The following is a 15,951-nucleotide window of genomic DNA, read 5'->3' on the forward strand; positions in this document are numbered from 1 at the left end:
GGATCCCTCACTTCAACGTGGCAAGTGCTGCGCTACGGATCTTTTCCGCATTGGGCAGCATTGCCGTTTCCAGGGGCTCGGAATAGGGGATCGGCATGTCCGGTAGCGTGACGCGGGCAACCGGCGCATCGAGCTCGTCGAACGCATAGTCCATGATGGTGGCGGACAGTTCTGCCGCGTATCCACAAAAGCGCCAGCCCTCGTTGACGACGACGGCATGGTGCGTCTTGGCGATCGAGGCGACGATGGCATGGACATCAAGCGGGCGCAGCGATCGAAGATCGACCACCTCGGCGGACACTCCATCGGATGCAAGGAGTTCCGCCGCCTTGAGGGCTTCGACGACCATTTTCGACGTTGCGAAAATCGACACGTCGCTGCCCGGGCGCATCGTTGCAGCTTTGCCCAACGGAACAAGCACGTCGCCGTCGGGCACTTCGCCGCGGGTGTTGTAGAGAAGCTTGTGCTCCAGGAAGACGACAGGTTGATCGTCGCGGATTGCCGCCTTCAACATGCCCTTTGCGTCGGCGGGCGTGGACGGCGCCACCACCTTGATGCCCGGGATATGGGCGAGCATTGAATCGAGTGCCTTCGAATGCTGGGCGCCTGCTCCAGCACCGCCACCACCCTGGGTGCGCAGCACGAAGGGCATCTTCACCTGGCCGTCCCAGATGTAGTTGTAGATCGAGGCCTGGTTGACCAGCGCGTCCAGCGACAGCGGAATGAAGTCGGCATACATGATTTCGAGAACCGGCCGGGTGCCCGTCATGGCAGCCGTTACCGCCATAGCCGTCATTGCCTGTTCCGAGATCGGAGTGTCGCGAACGCGGCTTTCGCCGAATTCGGCCATCAGGCCCTTCGTTACCTTGAAGACGCCGCCGTAGCGTCCGATGTCCTCACCGAACAGGAATACCGACGGATCGGCCGCCATTTCTTCACGCAGCGCCGCATTGAGGGCTTCGGCATATCGCATCATGGCCATATCAGTGCGCCTCGCTGTAGGGGTTGCATGCGTCGTCAATCACAAATTCTGGCATGGGATCGGAAAGCGCCGCCGTAAACGCGGCTTCGACCTCGGATTTTGCCTGGGCTTCGACCTCGCAAAGTCGTGTTTCGCCAAGGGTATCGAGGAGTGCTGCACGCGAGAGTGTCAGTGGATCGCGCGCCTTCCAGGCCGCGATATCCTCTGCCTTCTGGTAGCCGCCCATATCAGACGTGGAAAAGCCTTCCAGGCGGTAAGTCTTGCATTCGATCATGGCCGGGCCCTCGCCGCGTCGTGCGCGTTCCACCATGGCCGAGACCGTCTGATAAATCGCAACAGCGTCGTTGCCGTCGACGATCTCCGACGGCATCCCGTAGCCTGCGGCGCGCACAGACAGATCGGGAACGGAGGACTGAACGTCAGACGGCACCGTCAGTCCGAACTGGTTGTGCTCAAGGACGAAGACGACAGGCAGCTTCCAGAGAGCGGCCATGTTCATCGCTTCATGACAGATGCCGGTCTGTGCGGCGCCATCCCCGAAGATGCACATAGCCACATTGCTCTGGCCCATGATCTGCATGGAAAGCGCCATGCCTGTTGCTGCCGGGATTCCGGCGCCGACAATGGCGTTGCCACCGATGACGCCCTTTTCGGCGTCAGCCACCAGCATGTGGCCGGCCCGGCCAGCGCAGGCGCCGGTCGCCCGTCCAAAAATCTCAGCGATCACCGGCCGCATCTCCATGCCCTTGCCGATATAAACGGCGTGACCGCGATGCGTCGTCGCTACCTTGTCACCGGCCTCGAGGACAGCAGTCGCAGCAATGCCGATTGCTTCCTGTCCGTCGCAGCGATGAATTGGACCGCGTGTCCGTCCTTCCTTGTGAAGGGCGCCAAGGCCTTCTTCCAGATGTCGGACCATGAGCATCTTTCGGTAGATTTCCAGATGCTCATCAACTGAGGGTGTGTTCTTCACAGGAGCCTCCAAATGCGTTTCCAAATTTAATACAAAAGTGTCGACACTTTGCAAGAGCTTCTGCAAAATAGATTTGAATGGCTGAGACACGAAGGAGAGCTGGAATGCGTTTGGCCACAAGACAGCGCTCGTCACCGAGCAGGTGCCGGTATTGAGGCAACGGCATGGATGTTCGCCAAAGAGGGCGAACGTGTATTTGTCGTCGATCGCGACGGTCAGGCAGCGGCCGAGGTGGCGACCGCAATCGGAGCCACATCGTGCGAAGTCGACGTCTCAGGGACACGTTTTATTGCCGGAACTTTCGGAAAGCCTGGTGCGAAGCATGAAAAAGGCCGGCAGCCAGCCACAAGTTGGGCTGCAAACGAGCACTTCGAAATCTTAGTCGCCTTGAGACCGCGTAACAAACCACTGCCTTCCGCGTTTTGACTGCAAAATCATTGCAACGGATACTGCAGGAACACGAACGACTCGCATGCGGACAATCCACCACCAAACAACCCGGCGATACGACGATCAAATGGGACAAAGCCATACGGATCGCATATTGATTCACAATGCTTGCGATATAAGGATTGGTTGCGTGCTGGCTGTCCGGTCGTGGCGTCCTAAACACCTCCCTTCGCGAGCTGATGCATCTGGTGGCGGAACATCGGTCCAGAACTCGTGGCGAAGCCTGATCAAAGTTTCTCCGGCAACGATGGGGTTCTCCAAAATACGGGTGCCGCCTGGATCTGGGTCTGATCGGAAGCAGGGGAATTCGCTCGTGAATTAAACAAGGTAGGGGTGAACTGGTCAATCTGATGCCGAAGATCTTTAGCGGGCGAGATCTGGTCGCCGGCATTTCCGTGGCTGGCCTCATGCTGCCGGAAGCAATTGCCTATGCGGGGATTGCCGGGGTTCCGCCCCAGCACGCCCTTTTTGCCGCAATAGCCGGCTGCACGGTCTATGCGCTTTTCGGGCAAAGCCGCTTCGCGATCATCTCGCCGACCTCCTCATCCGCCGCCATCCTCGCCTCCATGCTCGTGGCACTGGCACCCGGGTTTGGACAGAAGATGCTGCTCGTCGCCATGGTTGTGTTTCTTGTCGGTATTCTGTTCCTCGCTGCCGGCTTGCTGAAACTTGGTGCGCTGGCGACCATCATCTCAAGGCCGGTGCTGCGAGGGTTCGCATTCGGATTGGCAATCCTGATAACGGTGAAGCAGTTTCCGGTGCTGTTTGGCATCCCCGAACCATCGACCGGACCGTTTGAGGCCGTTTGGCTCATCGTCACTCAGCCAGCCCATTGGAACGCTTTCAGCCTGTCGGTCGGCGTCGTTGCACTGGCACTGCTGATCATCATGCGCCGCACACCACTGCTGCCGGGAAGCCTGATAGTCATCATCGCCGCCATTTTTGCGTCCATCACGCTCGATCTGCAACAACAAGGCGTCGCCATCGTCGGGGTGATTGATTTGTCAAGCATCTGGGCAAGCGTTACGGCCGTTTCGTTTGACGACTTGTCTCGTGTTGTCCGATTTGCGCCGCCTCTGGTGCTCATTCTTTTTGCCGAGTCGTGGGGGACCGTGCGCGGGCTATCGATTCGTCATGGAGAACCTGTCGACGCCAACAGGGAGCTCAGGACGCTTGGATTGGCCAACCTGGCAAGCGCTGCCTTGCAGGGGATGCCGGTCGGCGCTGGATTTTCAGCTGGAGCCGCAAATGAAGCGGCCAACCCGCAAACCAGGCTGGCGACAGCGATCGCTGCTTTCGGGCTTGCCGTGTTCACTATCGCGGCCTCCGGCTGGTTCGCCTATATTCCCCGGCCTGCCCTTGCGGCCATCGTCATCGTTGCGCTTTTACACGCACTGGATCCGGCTCCTCTTTACCGGCTATGGAAGCTAAAGCGCGACGTTACCCTCGCGCTTGCGGCGACCGCGGGCGTGCTGTTTCTGGGGGTCCTCAACGGGGTGCTGGTCGCAATTGCGCTTTCGTTCGCTGTCTTTCTGCAGCGCCTGTCCATGCCAAGCATCATGCGGCTCGGTAGACTTGGTAACAGTCACGACTTCGTAGACGCCAAGAGGCATCCTGATGCGCTCGAACTTCCGGGCATTTTGATCTTGCGACCCGCCCAGCCGCTTTTTTTCGGAAACGCCGAGCCGATTTTCGCGGCAATCAATCGTCACATCCTGGCCAGTCCGGTCGGGTGTACCGTCATCGTAAGCCTGGAGGAGACCTTCGAGGTCGACACGACCGCGCTCGACGCTCTGCTCGAATTCGACGCCAACATGCAAAAGCGGGGCGTGGCCCTTCGTTATGCCCGTATGCACGATGCCGTCAAGGACATGCTCATACTCGGTGGTGGGGAGGACCTTCTTCGACGGTCAAACTACAGCGTGGACGACGCTGTGGCGGCCACTCGAAAGATTTGATGAGACATCTCGCCCGCCACGCGCCTTGTTTTTCGATGGGGATCGGGCGGGGGTACTTTGTACGAAGCTTGTGCACGACCCGCCCGACAGCGTCGTTGCACTTCCATCCGTAAAGGCGCTCGCAGCCCGAAGTCCAATGCATGATGACGCCATCCACGCCGTGCATGATGACGTTCGTGTCATCGAAGACGCGGGCGATGACTTCGAGATCCTGCGTCGGAGTTGATGGGACTGTGCCATCGTCTGGCATCTCGGCCTACCTGTCCGTGGTGATGTCTTGCTGGCGCGAACTCAAGCCTGTCGTCGTCATCAAATTGGCCTTCTCCGGAATGCGTCTCGTTTTGCGCGTTCCACGTTGCGCTCGATCAAACCGGCAACGAAATCGACCAGGTCGCGCCGAAGATCGACACTTTGCGCCAAGTCAAAGTCGACATCCCCGTTTATCCTTAGGGTTCATTGCGCCAGCCTCACCGGAGCGGACGCCGGCGCCAAAATGCGGCTTGACGTCACCTTAGCCATGCTTCTGTCATGTCTGGCTCGCCCAGTACCAGAACGCCGGCGTTAACTGGAGAGCTGGCGTTTTTCGCCGCGGTGCGCTTCCGTGCACTGCTTCGAGAATTTGATCGCGGCTAGGTGTCGCAGCACCTCCCAATGGGCTTGGTGTTCTTTGCAATTGGATGTCGCATAGGACGGAAACCGTCTTATCGCTGCAGAGTTGGCCAAGATCTGGTGAAACTTTCCGGCAGCGAAATAGAGGCCTATCTGTCGGACTTCGTCGACACAAAGTCAAAAGTAGAACAGTGTTCGAGCCAATTGCTGCAACGCGGAGAAGGAGACATCTTCATGTCGAGAACGCCATTAACGAGCGACGAGCGGCGAGAGTACGGAGATTTGAATTCCAATGGGAGATTGGCCCTTGCACGCCAGTATTCGAAACGCCTGCGACTGCTTGCGAGGACCATTGCGACCACCGGTCGATCTGACATGATATCGCTGCTGCAGAATGTTGCGTTCAATCTGCACACCATGGCAGAAGAGATTGCGGCCGGTTCCACCGGGATCGAGGTTCTGGCGCGGGCCGCTAGGTTGATTGATGCCGCAGAGGAATGCGTCGCAGATTACCCTCCGCCTGCGACACTGCCTTGAGGACGTCGATGATTGTGTTTCTCGATTTCGAGGCCTCCTCCTTAGGTAAGAAGAGTTTTCCGATCGAGGTGGCATGGGTTTTCGAAGATGGCCTAAGCCGCTCGTCCCTGATACGGCCTGCTCCCGGCTGGTCAGATTGGTCGGTCGAGGCCGAAGCCCTCCACGGCATATCCAGACAAACCCTCAGCTCCGAGGGCATTCCCGTGGACCAGATCGCAGACGAGATGATAAATTCCTTATCCGGTCACGAGCTGTACGCGAGTGCACCCTCCTGGGACGGCAAGTGGCTGAGCGTTCTCCTCCGGGCCGCAGGACTTGCGCGCCACGCTTTGCGCCTTGGGAAGACCGATGACGCGTTTGCCACAACTGCGCGGTTGCTGCTAGGGACCGAAATTCCCGAGGCCGACATCGTCAAGCTGGTCGACGAGGTCATCGGCAAGACCCCAGTGTCGCCGACGCATCGCGCGCTGCCTGACGCTCTCGTGGAATTGGATCGGCTGAAGGCTGTCCGTACAGCGGCCGCCACGCTCGCCGCGCGCAGAGAGCGTCGAGCGTTATCGCCACCGAGTTCCGGGGCGGCCGGCAGCGACTAAACGTTGGGATCGCATTTTTGTGCCAGCACACCGGCGGGGTTTCCCCTCGTCGCTTGCCACTCCGTCGTCGCCGGACGACTGGGCGGTCGGCATGATGGCCGACGCCGAAAACTGACTGAGGGAAGCATTACGGTCATCGACACGGCTGCTACGATACATGTTCCGGATAATCCGCCCCAGGTTATCGTCTCCCTTGGCAGGTAAGTGGACGCAGATCTCGTTGTGATCGGCGCCAGTCATGACCACGCGCTCGACCACGTCTTCGGCTCGGTGGTTTTGGCCATTCCCGACTTCGTGAGTTCATCCTCGGTGGCGTCACTCGGGAACTACTTTCCAAGGCCGAGCTAGCAGTGCTTCTCGCCCACTAACTAGAAGGCACGAAGAGCGTTGAGGATCACACCTCCGCGTCACTGGCCTCCTGAAGCAGAGCACCGCCGATTGCCAAGAAAGATATCCGGCTCCTATCGCCATGGGTGAGTCGCACGGCAGTCCGCAGCGCTTGCGCCAGCAGAGCCGAGTCCCCTCGTCAGCCCGACGATGTGCACCCGGCCGACGCCTTACTTGATGAAGATCAAAGCAGCCTACGTAGCCTCGAAGCGGGCCGTGGCGGCACTGACGCGAGCCATGGCGCTTGACCACGCGTCGCAGACATACGCGTCAACGCCGTGGCACCGGGGACGACAGGGTCGGGTTCCGTCGACAAGATCATCGCCAGCCATGCTGACCCGGACGGCTTCCTTTCGGCCCTGAATGCCAGGGCTCAGATGAACAGAGTAGGCTGCCAGACGAGACCGCAGCAGCGATCTTATGGCTGGCGAGCGCAGGACCCTCCTATGCGGCCGGCTCCATTCGACTATCGACGGCGGCATGACAGCGTGGTGAAGGACAGGTCTGTCAGATGCAAATGCTGGCGCGCAAGGCCGCCAGCATCTCGTCGAGATCCGCACAGGGCAGGCAGCCGATAGCGGCGATGTCAGTGCGGACATCGACCGGAAGACCGGAGTTGGAATCTGCCGGAATCTCGTTCAACCGTCCGCCGATCAGCACTGGCAGGTCGACGCCCTCGGCGCTCATGACAGCCTTGACCGCCTTCGCGTAGGAGAGCGCCACGCCATTATAGGTGCTGACGGCAATCACGTTGGCACCGGCGCTCCGTGCACTCCTTACCAGTGTTTCGGGATCGATCGCCACGCCGGCGTCGACGATGTCGGCGCCAAGCCCTTCGAGGGCCTGCTCGACAAGATATTTGCCGTGCTCGTGCACATCTGTCGTACCGATGCAGACGATGGGTTTTTGGGGCGATCGGAACGGCGTTTGTCGCTCAACCCAGTCCGCGGCCTTGTGATTGAGTTCCCGGGCCCATTCCGCATGAATGAGAGGCTTTCGCCCACGTGTATCTTCGGCACCCGGCCCGAAGAGCGTTTCCATCCTCTTCGGTCCCAGTCGGCGGATTGCGAGCATGGTCGCAGCGCAGTCTTGCGTGTCGACGCCGCGATCCCGCAGCCCGGCCAGCACCGACCCCGCAAAACGCTTGCCACCTTCGACAAGGACGTCGGCCATGGCCTCGATCTTCGGCCAGTCCATTACCGGCTCGTAGAATGGCGCATGAAAAGCCAGTCGATGCGCGAAATTTTGCGCGTCGATGATTTCATCCACATCGGGGATGCGCTGGTTTTCCGTGACCGGAACCGGATTGATGGCATGGCCGGCGGGCCAGCGCCCGAGTGAGAGAATGTCCGCGAGCAGATAGCTTGCAAGGCTCGCGTAGTTGGCCGCGGGCATCGACTGGTAGGCAACGGTGTTGCCGAAGATCATCGTGCCCGGTGTGTCGCTCACGCGAACCAGCGCCGCATGGAAGGCAGCCCGAGACAAGGGATCACTGAAATGGTGACCATAGCAATGGGAGACGCGCGCGCCGATCAGGTCCTCGACGATATGCTTCTCGATCAGAACCATCCCAAGTGCACAAGCCATGTCGATGAACAGTCCGGCAAAGCCGTCGTCCAGGTTCGAATGGACAAGGATTGTCTCGTCCTGCGCAGCAATCAGGCCGAGGGCTGTCACGGTTGCTTCGGTCGTTTTGACATCATCATCCCAATAGGGAAGGCGGAAGGTGAAATACTGGCCAAGATTGCCGACCGCTGTTGCTCCGGCAGCCAACGCCGCGCGGGTGTTTTCAACCGCACCCGGCAGACCCAGCATGAAATCGCCGAAATGTGCGGCTGCCGGCGCTGCATTGGTGATACGGGCAAAATCCTCCGGCCCGCTAAGGACGATCCCTGTTCCCCGTGAGGCCTTGGCACGCATGGCTTCCGGATATCCCATGGACCAATCAAGCGTGATGCCAAAGCGATCCACCGTCACGCCGGATTGCGCGCAGGTCGCATGGACTGTCCGGATCGCCTCGATCGTCCTGTTCACATCGCGAAACCCGATGTGGGCGTGCTGCATCACACGGCCTTGACCGGCGCATTTGCGTTTCCACTCCGCTTCCGACGATACACCCTTCTCTGAGAGGAAAAGGCAAGGACCGAGGCGCCAGTCGCGCTTCATGACACGGCCGGCGTTCAGGAGTTCTGTTCCAGGCGCAAGGCGTGGATCGGTCAGGGCCGGCATCGCTTCAACGGTCATGGCAAAATATCCCCGAGAAAACGTCTGAACGCTAAAGCAAACTGCTCTGGCCGTGTCAGCGGATGGAAGTGGGCGCCAGCAAGCCTGGTCAATCTTGCGCCGGAGACGGCGCTGGCTATGGCGTCGGACATCTCCGGCGGTGTCAGAATATCGCTGTCGGCAGCGATAACATGAACGGGTGCGACAAGGCGTGTCAGGTCGCTCAACCGGTCGTGATCGAGAAGCATGCGCACGCGCGCGGCCGCAACTGGCAAAGGAGCCAGCACTTCGGCGGCCGCGGAAACGGCGCCAGCGAGGCGTTCTGCATGCGCCTCGAGATAGCTGGCTTCGTGCCCAAAGACATGCGTCAGCCGTTGATAGGCCTCCGTCAAGCCGCTTTCCAGAAGTTCGAGCCGTGCCGCAAAGAGACTGCGGAAGCGCTCGTCCGCCCGCGCCCAGGAACTGCTGATCGTGTAGCTCAACCCGTGCGGGTGATCAAGCGCCAGCGTCTGAGCGATAGCACCACCCGTCGAATGACCGACAAAATGGGCATCGCCACCTTCGAAGGTGCAAACGCCGGCAATATCGGCTGCAATGCGCCCGATCGAATAGACGCCTTGTGGCCGGTCGCTGCGACCCGCGCCGCGATGATCCACCACAATGAGCGAGAAGTCGTCGCGAAGTTCGCTGACGACCCCGCTCCAGAAGCGCCCGTCTCCCCCAAGGCCCGGGATAAGCACGACGCGGGGCCCGCGATTGCCGAACAGTTGATAGTAGATGCGGCATCCGTCGTCTGCCGTAAAATATGCCATCAGACTTGCGCTCCCTCGTCGAAAAAGCAGCGAACCGCAGCGGCAAGACTGAGCGCGGTAACGGCGGAGGTTCTGGGATTGGTGGCCGAGGGCGTGTTGGCAAAGCGAAATGTTGCGGTTCCCGCAGCACTTTCCACCTCGAGCTCGTGAATATTCAATTCTATCCCCGGGTCGGCAATGACGGTGACTGTGACAGGGGTGGGACTGACTGTGAGTGCGGCCGTGTAGGCTGCATTGAGGTTCCTCGGGTAATGGCGCGCCGCTTCCTCCGGTGTGCCCTCAAACAGTGTTACCGGTCGCTTGGTTTGCGACAGACCAAGAGCCGAAAGCTCGGTCTGCCAGGCCGCGACCGGCTTTCTCAGAACATAGCGCACGCGGGTGTCCGGTAGTCGCGCAACCGCCGCCAAGTAGTCGAGGCCGCCGATGGCGCCGGAGGGAATAACAAGGCGAGCGCCCGATGCCGTCCTTGATTGGCTTATCTCCCGGGCTGTCTGCTCGTCGGCGAGCGCTCCAACAGATGCGACAACAACGGGAATGCCTGAGCGCAATAGCGAAGGCACATAGGACGACACGCTCGCCTGACCCGCCGCTTCGACGACGATGCGCGGATGGTTGTCGGCAAGGTCTTCAATATTTCTGACGACCACCATTCCGGCGGGAACGGCGGCCTTTGATCCCTCGCGAAGCAGCACGACCCATGTAACAGGCTGGTCTTTGAGAGCGTCGACCGTTTGGCGCGCGAGCGTGCCAAAGCCGATCAGCCCGACAACGGCCGGTCTGTTGTTTGTCATCGTTCAACTGCCTTGCTTGACCGGGTCGAACTTGTCACTGAGATCGGTGCCGAACACTGTCTGCCGCTCGATTTCCAGGACGTTTTCCGGCCGTGGAAAGTTCGAGGGAACGCGGTCGCCGGGCTTGCGCGGTTTGCCGATCTGCCGGAAGAAGTCCTCAAGGCCATTTGGGACGATCAGCCATACCCAGCGCAGGCGGGTTTCACCGTCGTTGATGAACATGTGCCGTGTGTTCCTCGGAAGGAAGATCGCGCTGTCGGGACCAATCGGGAACTCCTTGCCATCGATGACTGCGCGTCCGTGACCTTCGATGACGTAGACGGCCTCTTCGTTGCGATCGTGTGTGTGCTCGCGCACGTACCCGCCCGGTGCGACCGACTGGGTGCCGAGACCGAAGGGATTTTCCATGGCAACAATGTGCGGGGCAAGCGCCACGTCGACATGGCCGTTGGCAGGCACTGGCTGCCAATAGCTCTCGCGGGCGTCCGGACCGGAGAGGTGAACCCCGTGTGGCAACGCTTGACTGGTGTCATCCTTCATCGTGCTTCCTCAAGCCTCAACAAGACCGCAGGATCGGGGGCGGCCACTACCCCGTCAGAACGTCTTACTGGTTCTGCCGCAAAATGGTTTCGGCCGAAATGTAACCCCAGGTGAGGTTCGGGCCTAGAGTTGTTCCGGCGCCGACTGCCCGTGTCCCGATCGGGTTTGCCATCGCCAGCCCAGCGGCATAGAGGCCCGACACGATCGACCCGTCTTCGCGCAGGACCTGGCCGAATTCGTTCGTTCGTGCGCCACCCTTTGTGCCGATAATCGAGCGATTGACGGACAAACCTACATAGGGTGGCTTGCTGATCGGATGCAGCCGTCCCTGGCCGCCGTCCTTCTTCCGCTCCCATGCCGGTTCACCGCGGTGGAAATCCTCGTCGTGTCCCTTGGCGCAAAGGGCGTTCCATCGCTCGATGGACTCTTTCAGGCCCTGCGGTGGGAGGCCGAGCTTTGCCGCCAATTCTTCGATCGTGTCGGCCTTTTTCACCCATTCGCGCTCGTAAGAGGCATACCAGCGAAACACCACCGACGACTGGAGAAAGCGATGGTCTCCGACGAGGTAGCACGGCAGGTGCGTAGGCGAGCCATCGTCGTTGCGGGCATCAAGGGCTTCGCCGATGTTGAAGTTGGCTTCGCTGACGAAGCGTTTGCCGAAGCGGTTGACGACAATCGAATGCGGTTCGTAGAGAAAGTTGATGGGCAGGCCGTAGCGCTTGCCCTCATATCGTGTCGGCAGGCACACATAGACATTGGCCTGATCCATCCGGTCGAGATGCGCGCCGACCGAGGCTGCAAGCCTTTGTCCGTCGCCTTCATTGCTCGACGGGGTCCCGATCCGATCAAGCGGTCCGGGGAAATGCTTTTCCCGCATCTCCCTGTTCCATTCGAAGCCACCCGACGCAATCACGACGCCGCGTCGCGCTTCCATCGTCTCCCGCCGACCTTCGCTCTCGACCTCGACGGCAACCACGCGCCCTGCGCCATCCTGCACAAGAGCGACGGCGCGCGTTGACAGACGGAAGGTGACACCTGCGTCAAGGCAACCCTTGATGAGCCCTGTCATCAATGCCGTGCCCTGGGCACCGGAGTTGGTCAACCACCGCCACAACAACTTCGGCCACATCTTGAGGCCTGCCCGGATTGGACGATGATAGAGATCGAGGTTGACGTTCTCCTGGTAGGTGAAGACATGTGGCAGTGTCGAGCGGCGCATCCGTCCGGCATATTTTCCGACCAGCCTGCGGCTCAGCGGCATGGGCGAAACCATTCGCCCGTATTTCTTGCCTCCCGGCGCTTCGACGTAGGGGTCAGGTTCGTCGATCAGCCTGAAATCGATTGGAGTGTTGCTGGACACGAACTTGAGCATTGCCGGCGCGTTCTCGACGAAGGCGCGGTGGCGCAATCCCTCCGTTTCGACCCAGTCGGCTGGCTGAACGGCGCGAAGATAGTCAAGGGCGTCCTGTTTGCTATCGGCCACGCCCGCTGCTTCGGCAATGTGGTTGGCAGGAATCCAGACACCCGACCCGGACATGGCGGAGGTTCCGCCGAGGTACTCACTCTTTTCGAGTGCCAGTACGGTCAGGCCACCCTTGGCCGCTCTAAGTGCTGCCGAGCAGGCCGCTGATCCCGTTCCGATGACGACAACATCAAACACGTTCATGCGTTATTCCCCAACGAATTCTTCAGCACTATAGCAAGGATGTTTAATCTGTCTACGTGTCTGTCGACACTTTAGGAGCATCAGCGTTGCCCGGACAAAACGCAGTCGATGGAACGCAGTCTCATCGGCCGCCGCGCATCGTCAAAACTGCCGCAGCTGATCGAGCTGGTGTCGCCCGGCATGATCGTCAAGGCGGTCGATGTGACGCCGCAGGCGGCGGTGCGGATCGTCGGCGAACTCGGGTTCAGGGAGACAAGAGGGAGGGAGGTTTCGGACGTGAGGGATCCTGGTGCCGGATTGCCGCCCGCTCCAAGCGGTATCACTCTTGACAAAGTGTACACTTTTTTCATACACTATGGGTGTAGGGTAGATTTCAGCCTGTGTGGTAGTGGCCGCATATTTTCGTAGCCGATTTTAAAAAGCGAAAATCATGAAGATGCATAATTCTAGGATAAATAATTGGATATCGAATGGGATGAGAACAAACGCACAAATGTGCTGAAAACAAGAGGCGTAGATATGGTCTACGCCGCGCCGATCTTCGAAGGCCCGGTCCTCACAAAACGGGACAACAGAGCTGATTACGGAGAAAAGCGCTTTATTTCCCTCGGGATGGTGGAGGATGACTGCTTTGTGGTCATCCACACGCCGCGAGGGACGGCGACACGCCTAATCACTGGATGGAAAGGAGGTCAGCTTGAAAAAGACCAATATCAAGCGGGCATCACTCGATGACATACGAAAAATGAATGAAGCGGGGAAACTCGCCAACCCTTCCTCACCCCCTGCGGGTGAGGATCTGGGTCCGGATTTCTGGGCGGACGCGATGGCGGTTGCGCCATCCACGCCCCGTTCGGTCCACCTGAAACTCGACCCAGAGGTGTTTGATTTTTTCAAACAAAAAGGGAAGGGGCATCTGACGCGTATGCAGGATGTCCTCAAAGCTTATGTAAGAGCGCACCAGTAGAATGCCGGCAGGGATACCTGCCGGTCACCTCACTGAAGGCCTCACCGTAAGGGCCCGCAGAGGGTTCTCCCCAATGCCGGCGTTGACCGGATGCCGCGGCATTTCGACATCCTGATCGGTCAGCAGTTCGGCAAGCTCATCGCGGCGCTTAATCGGCAACATCGTGGTTTGAGGTCTGGTGACTGATCGTCGGGCGACCCTCGGATGCCAGTGCCAAAAAGGCGCTGATGCGGGCGGGTTCGGCACTAAAACGCGAAAGCGCCTGATCTAGGTAAAGAGGTTTCATTGCGATCGGGCGGATCACTCGCGGAATTTAGGGTGTCCCGGCTTATCATTTGCGTGAGCGATTGTATTTCGGACCGAGTGGGGCTATTTTCAGCCTCAGTTGAATTGAGGATCGGATGATGTTGGCATTTGAAAGAGTAGCAGACGTACTTGGCCTTCCCGCCAGGGAAATTGCGGCGCGGTCGCCACTCGGCCTCATCTCCCGAATTGAAGGAGGACTGCCAATCGCCGTGCTGGAGCGGATCTCTCATCTGCTCGCTCCGAATGACGGGCATTTCAAGTACCGGTTCGTCCCCAAAGCGACGTTGGAACGCCGTAAGGTCAGCCTTCGTCTTTCGCCCGACGAAGGAATGAGAGTGGCGCGTGTCGCCCGCGTATGGAACCTCGCAGTCGAGGTCTGGAAGAGCCCGGAAGCCGCCCGAGATTTCCTATTCAGAAGTCACCCCATGCTTGAGGACAGAGCTCCGATCGATGTGGTCATTCAAAATGAGATCGGGTCCGAACTGGTGTTGGAGATCCTGGCGAGCTTGAAGTACGGAAGCGCTGCGTGACGGCTCAGATTCTTGATCGTACGCTGTCGTCTTTCCGAATTGGCGATCCTAACGGAGCCTACCCTATCTTCGACGCCACCGGTTCTACCATTGCTACGGGTCGTTGGAACACACCGGGTAGCCCGGTTATCTACAGTAGCGAGCACTATTCGACCGCGGTTCTGGAAAAACTTGTTCATGGCAGCGGGCGGTTACCGCCGAACCAGCACTATGTCCAGATTACAATCCCCCGAGGACTGACCTACGAGGTATTGTCGGCGGCGGTGCTACCGGGTTGGGACACCATGCCTGCCGTGGTCAGCAAGCGATTTGGTGAGGAATGGTTCATGCAAAAGCGCAGCTCCGTTCTGATCGTGCCGAGCGTTGTGGCGAGACCAGACAACAACATTTTGATCAACCCAGCGCATCCCGAGTTCGCGGGTATATCGGTAAGCCTCCATCAACCTGTCTATTGGGACAAAAGGTTGTTTGGTTTGCAATGAACTGACTGCCCGAATCTTCCATTTTGGCTTGCCAGCGCCAGATCTGCTGGAGCGCGTCAGGGCTGCCGGTGCAAAGATCATATCAAGCGCGACGACTGTCGCGGAAGCGACCTGGCTCGAGAGACATGGTTGCGCCGCGATTATCTCGCAAGGCGTAGAAGCCGGTGGCCACCGCGGTATGTTTCTGACCGATGAATTTCAACGCAAATGGGAACGATGTCGCTCTTGTCGCAGGTGGTCGATGCCGTCAGCGTGCCGGTGATTGCGGCAGGTGGGATTTCCGATGCCAGAGGTATCGTTGCGGCGTTTGCCCTCGGGGCGTCTGCAGTACAGCTGGGGACAGCGTACATGCTGTGTCCCGAGGCGAAGACATCTCTCATCCGTCGCGATGTCTTGAGACGGCCGGAGGATCATTCGACCGCGTTGACCAACATTTTTACGGGGCGACCAGCTCGAGGTATCGTCAATCGACTGATGCGCGAGGTCGGGCCGACCACTCATGATGCTCCCCGTTTTCCCCTTGCCGGTGGCGCTATACTGCCACTAAAACAGAGCGCTGAGGCACATGGCCTTTCTGAGTTCACGGCTCTCTGGGCTGGGGAGGGGTTCGCGATGTGCCGTGAGCTTCCTGCCCGTCAGCTCACGCAGTTGCTCCTTCAGAAGTCGACGCCCTGATCCATGATCTTGTTCCGATCAAGGGGACAGACAGTTGACGTTCTATCGTGAGGGCCACCATGACCATCAGCAGCTTCATGACGGGGACGCGGTTGGCGGACAGGCTTGAGGAGGTCCGGGTTCACCATCAATTCTGGGAGGACGAAGTGGCTCAGATCGAGGCGGCTCAGTTCTTCATTCTCGCGACCGCGACCGACGATGCTGTTGATTGCTCCTTCAAAGAGGGAGCGGCAGGTTTCGTGAAGGTGACCGGGCCCGCAACCCTGGAGTGGCCGGACTATGACGGCAACTCCGTGTATCGCAGTCTCGGGAATATAAGCGAGAACCCGAAAATCGGGCTCTGTTTGTACCGACCGATGGCCAGTCGCCTCGATTGCGGATCAATGGCAGGGCATCTATCTCCCACGATCCGGCCAGACTGTTAGAACATGCCGGCGTTAAGACCGTCATCACTATCGAGTGCGAATTCA

15 protein-coding genes and 4 pseudogenes are annotated in these 15,951 nt (G+C 59.3%); 11 read left to right on the forward strand and 8 right to left on the reverse strand.

Translation table 11 applies throughout. The annotated features are described in order from the left end of the window. Positions 1–7 precede the first annotated feature (7 nt). Complete coding sequence (locus tag AC1D2R_RS18910; protein WP_477969310.1) at positions 8–982, reverse strand: alpha-ketoacid dehydrogenase subunit beta; 975 nt, start codon at positions 980–982, stop codon at positions 8–10. Between the two features lies 1 nt (position 983). After that, complete coding sequence (locus tag AC1D2R_RS18915; protein WP_477969312.1) at positions 984–1,955, reverse strand: thiamine pyrophosphate-dependent dehydrogenase E1 component subunit alpha; 972 nt, start codon at positions 1,953–1,955, stop codon at positions 984–986. Between the two features lie 800 nt (positions 1,956–2,755). On the opposite strand from AC1D2R_RS18915, the gene AC1D2R_RS18920 reads away from it, so the two are divergent. From AC1D2R_RS18920 to AC1D2R_RS18935, 4 genes and pseudogenes are all read left to right on the forward strand, one after another. Beyond that, the gene (locus AC1D2R_RS18920; protein WP_477969314.1) at positions 2,756–4,363 is read left to right on the forward strand and encodes a SulP family inorganic anion transporter; all 1,608 of its coding nucleotides are present in this window, start codon (positions 2,756–2,758) and stop codon (positions 4,361–4,363) included. 843 nt (positions 4,364–5,206) lie between these two features. After that, positions 5,207–5,509, forward strand: coding sequence for a hypothetical protein (locus AC1D2R_RS18925; protein ID WP_477969316.1), 303 nt, complete (start codon positions 5,207–5,209; stop codon positions 5,507–5,509). Positions 5,510–5,517: 8 nt separating this feature from the next. Next, positions 5,518–6,102 carry a 3'-5' exonuclease gene (locus AC1D2R_RS18930; RefSeq protein ID WP_477969318.1) on the forward strand — a complete coding sequence of 195 codons (585 nt, stop codon included), beginning with the start codon at positions 5,518–5,520 and terminating at the stop codon, positions 6,100–6,102. 269 nt (positions 6,103–6,371) lie between these two features. After that, positions 6,372–6,470: pseudogene (locus tag AC1D2R_RS18935) on the forward strand (universal stress protein); the annotation flags it as partial. Positions 6,471–6,996: 526 nt separating this feature from the next. Here AC1D2R_RS18935 and AC1D2R_RS18940 read toward each other — a convergent pair. The 5 genes from AC1D2R_RS18940 to AC1D2R_RS18960 form a co-directional block, all read right to left on the reverse strand. Next, positions 6,997–8,733 carry a cobalamin-dependent protein gene (locus tag AC1D2R_RS18940; protein WP_477969320.1) on the reverse strand — a complete coding sequence of 579 codons (1,737 nt, stop codon included), beginning with the start codon at positions 8,731–8,733 and terminating at the stop codon, positions 6,997–6,999. Then, on the reverse strand, positions 8,730–9,524 hold the full coding sequence (locus AC1D2R_RS18945; RefSeq protein WP_477969322.1) for an alpha/beta fold hydrolase: 795 nt from the start codon (positions 9,522–9,524) through the stop codon (positions 8,730–8,732). Before AC1D2R_RS18945 ends, AC1D2R_RS18940 begins: the two co-directional genes overlap by 4 nt. After that, positions 9,524–10,315, reverse strand: coding sequence for an aspartate dehydrogenase domain-containing protein (locus AC1D2R_RS18950; protein WP_477969324.1), 792 nt, complete (start codon positions 10,313–10,315; stop codon positions 9,524–9,526). The genes AC1D2R_RS18945 and AC1D2R_RS18950 overlap by 1 nt, the downstream gene beginning before the upstream one ends. A 3-nt stretch (positions 10,316–10,318) precedes the next feature. Continuing rightward, entirely contained in the window at positions 10,319–10,855 is a 537-nt protein-coding gene (locus AC1D2R_RS18955; protein ID WP_477969326.1) for a cupin domain-containing protein, read from the reverse strand. Positions 10,856–10,919: 64 nt separating this feature from the next. After that, a complete protein-coding gene (locus AC1D2R_RS18960) occupies positions 10,920–12,521 on the reverse strand; it encodes an FAD-dependent oxidoreductase (protein WP_477969328.1) in 1,602 nt (533 codons plus the stop codon). A 75-nt stretch (positions 12,522–12,596) separates the two neighbouring features. Here AC1D2R_RS18960 and AC1D2R_RS18965 point away from each other — a divergent pair. From AC1D2R_RS18965 to AC1D2R_RS18975, 3 genes and pseudogenes are all read left to right on the forward strand, one after another. Next, a pseudogene (locus AC1D2R_RS18965) lies at positions 12,597–12,785 on the forward strand (helix-turn-helix domain-containing protein); the annotation flags it as partial. Between the two features lie 195 nt (positions 12,786–12,980). Continuing rightward, positions 12,981–13,256 (forward strand): BrnT family toxin, encoded by a 276-nt coding sequence (locus tag AC1D2R_RS18970; RefSeq protein ID WP_477969330.1) that lies wholly within the window; start codon positions 12,981–12,983, stop codon positions 13,254–13,256. Then, positions 13,219–13,488: a BrnA antitoxin family protein gene (locus AC1D2R_RS18975; protein ID WP_477969332.1), complete on the forward strand. Its 270-nt coding sequence runs from the start codon at positions 13,219–13,221 to the stop codon at positions 13,486–13,488. Before AC1D2R_RS18970 ends, AC1D2R_RS18975 begins: the two co-directional genes overlap by 38 nt. 45 nt (positions 13,489–13,533) lie before the next feature. On the opposite strand, the pseudogene AC1D2R_RS18980 reads toward AC1D2R_RS18975, so the two are convergent. Further along, positions 13,534–13,650 (reverse strand): annotated as a pseudogene (locus AC1D2R_RS18980) (integrase); the annotation flags it as partial. 242 nt (positions 13,651–13,892) lie between these two features. On the opposite strand from AC1D2R_RS18980, the gene AC1D2R_RS18985 reads away from it, so the two are divergent. The 4 genes and pseudogenes from AC1D2R_RS18985 (at position 13,893) to AC1D2R_RS19000 (ending at position 15,906) form a co-directional block, all read left to right on the forward strand. After that, a complete protein-coding gene (locus tag AC1D2R_RS18985; protein ID WP_477969334.1) occupies positions 13,893–14,324 on the forward strand; it encodes an antitoxin Xre-like helix-turn-helix domain-containing protein in 432 nt (143 codons plus the stop codon). Continuing rightward, positions 14,321–14,806: an RES family NAD+ phosphorylase gene (locus tag AC1D2R_RS18990; protein ID WP_477969336.1), complete on the forward strand. Its 486-nt coding sequence runs from the start codon at positions 14,321–14,323 to the stop codon at positions 14,804–14,806. Before AC1D2R_RS18985 ends, AC1D2R_RS18990 begins: the two co-directional genes overlap by 4 nt. Next, positions 14,790–15,481, forward strand: a pseudogene (locus AC1D2R_RS18995) (NAD(P)H-dependent flavin oxidoreductase); the annotation flags it as partial. The gene AC1D2R_RS18990 and the pseudogene AC1D2R_RS18995, both read left to right, overlap by 17 nt. Before the next feature lie 59 nt (positions 15,482–15,540). After that, positions 15,541–15,906, forward strand: coding sequence for a hypothetical protein (locus AC1D2R_RS19000; protein ID WP_477969338.1), 366 nt, complete (start codon positions 15,541–15,543; stop codon positions 15,904–15,906). Positions 15,907–15,951: the final 45 nt, after the last annotated feature.

Source organism: Rhizobium sp. P1_C7, assembly GCF_056406295.1.

Coding starts and splice junctions, on each gene's coding strand:
- AC1D2R_RS18910 (WP_477969310.1), bottom strand. CDS start 982: ATGGCCATGATGCGATATGCCGAAGCCCTCAATGCGGCGCTGCGTGAA.
- AC1D2R_RS18920 (WP_477969314.1), top strand. CDS start 2,756: ATGCCGAAGATCTTTAGCGGGCGAGATCTGGTCGCCGGCATTTCCGTG.
- AC1D2R_RS18925 (WP_477969316.1), top strand. CDS start 5,207: ATGTCGAGAACGCCATTAACGAGCGACGAGCGGCGAGAGTACGGAGAT.
- AC1D2R_RS18930 (WP_477969318.1), top strand. CDS start 5,518: ATGATTGTGTTTCTCGATTTCGAGGCCTCCTCCTTAGGTAAGAAGAGT.
- AC1D2R_RS18940 (WP_477969320.1), bottom strand. CDS start 8,733: ATGACCGTTGAAGCGATGCCGGCCCTGACCGATCCACGCCTTGCGCCT.
- AC1D2R_RS18945 (WP_477969322.1), bottom strand. CDS start 9,524: ATGGCATATTTTACGGCAGACGACGGATGCCGCATCTACTATCAACTG.
- AC1D2R_RS18950 (WP_477969324.1), bottom strand. CDS start 10,315: ATGACAAACAACAGACCGGCCGTTGTCGGGCTGATCGGCTTTGGCACG.
- AC1D2R_RS18955 (WP_477969326.1), bottom strand. CDS start 10,855: ATGAAGGATGACACCAGTCAAGCGTTGCCACACGGGGTTCACCTCTCC.
- AC1D2R_RS18960 (WP_477969328.1), bottom strand. CDS start 12,521: ATGAACGTGTTTGATGTTGTCGTCATCGGAACGGGATCAGCGGCCTGC.
- AC1D2R_RS18985 (WP_477969334.1), top strand. CDS start 13,893: ATGTTGGCATTTGAAAGAGTAGCAGACGTACTTGGCCTTCCCGCCAGG.
- AC1D2R_RS19000 (WP_477969338.1), top strand. CDS start 15,541: ATGACCATCAGCAGCTTCATGACGGGGACGCGGTTGGCGGACAGGCTT.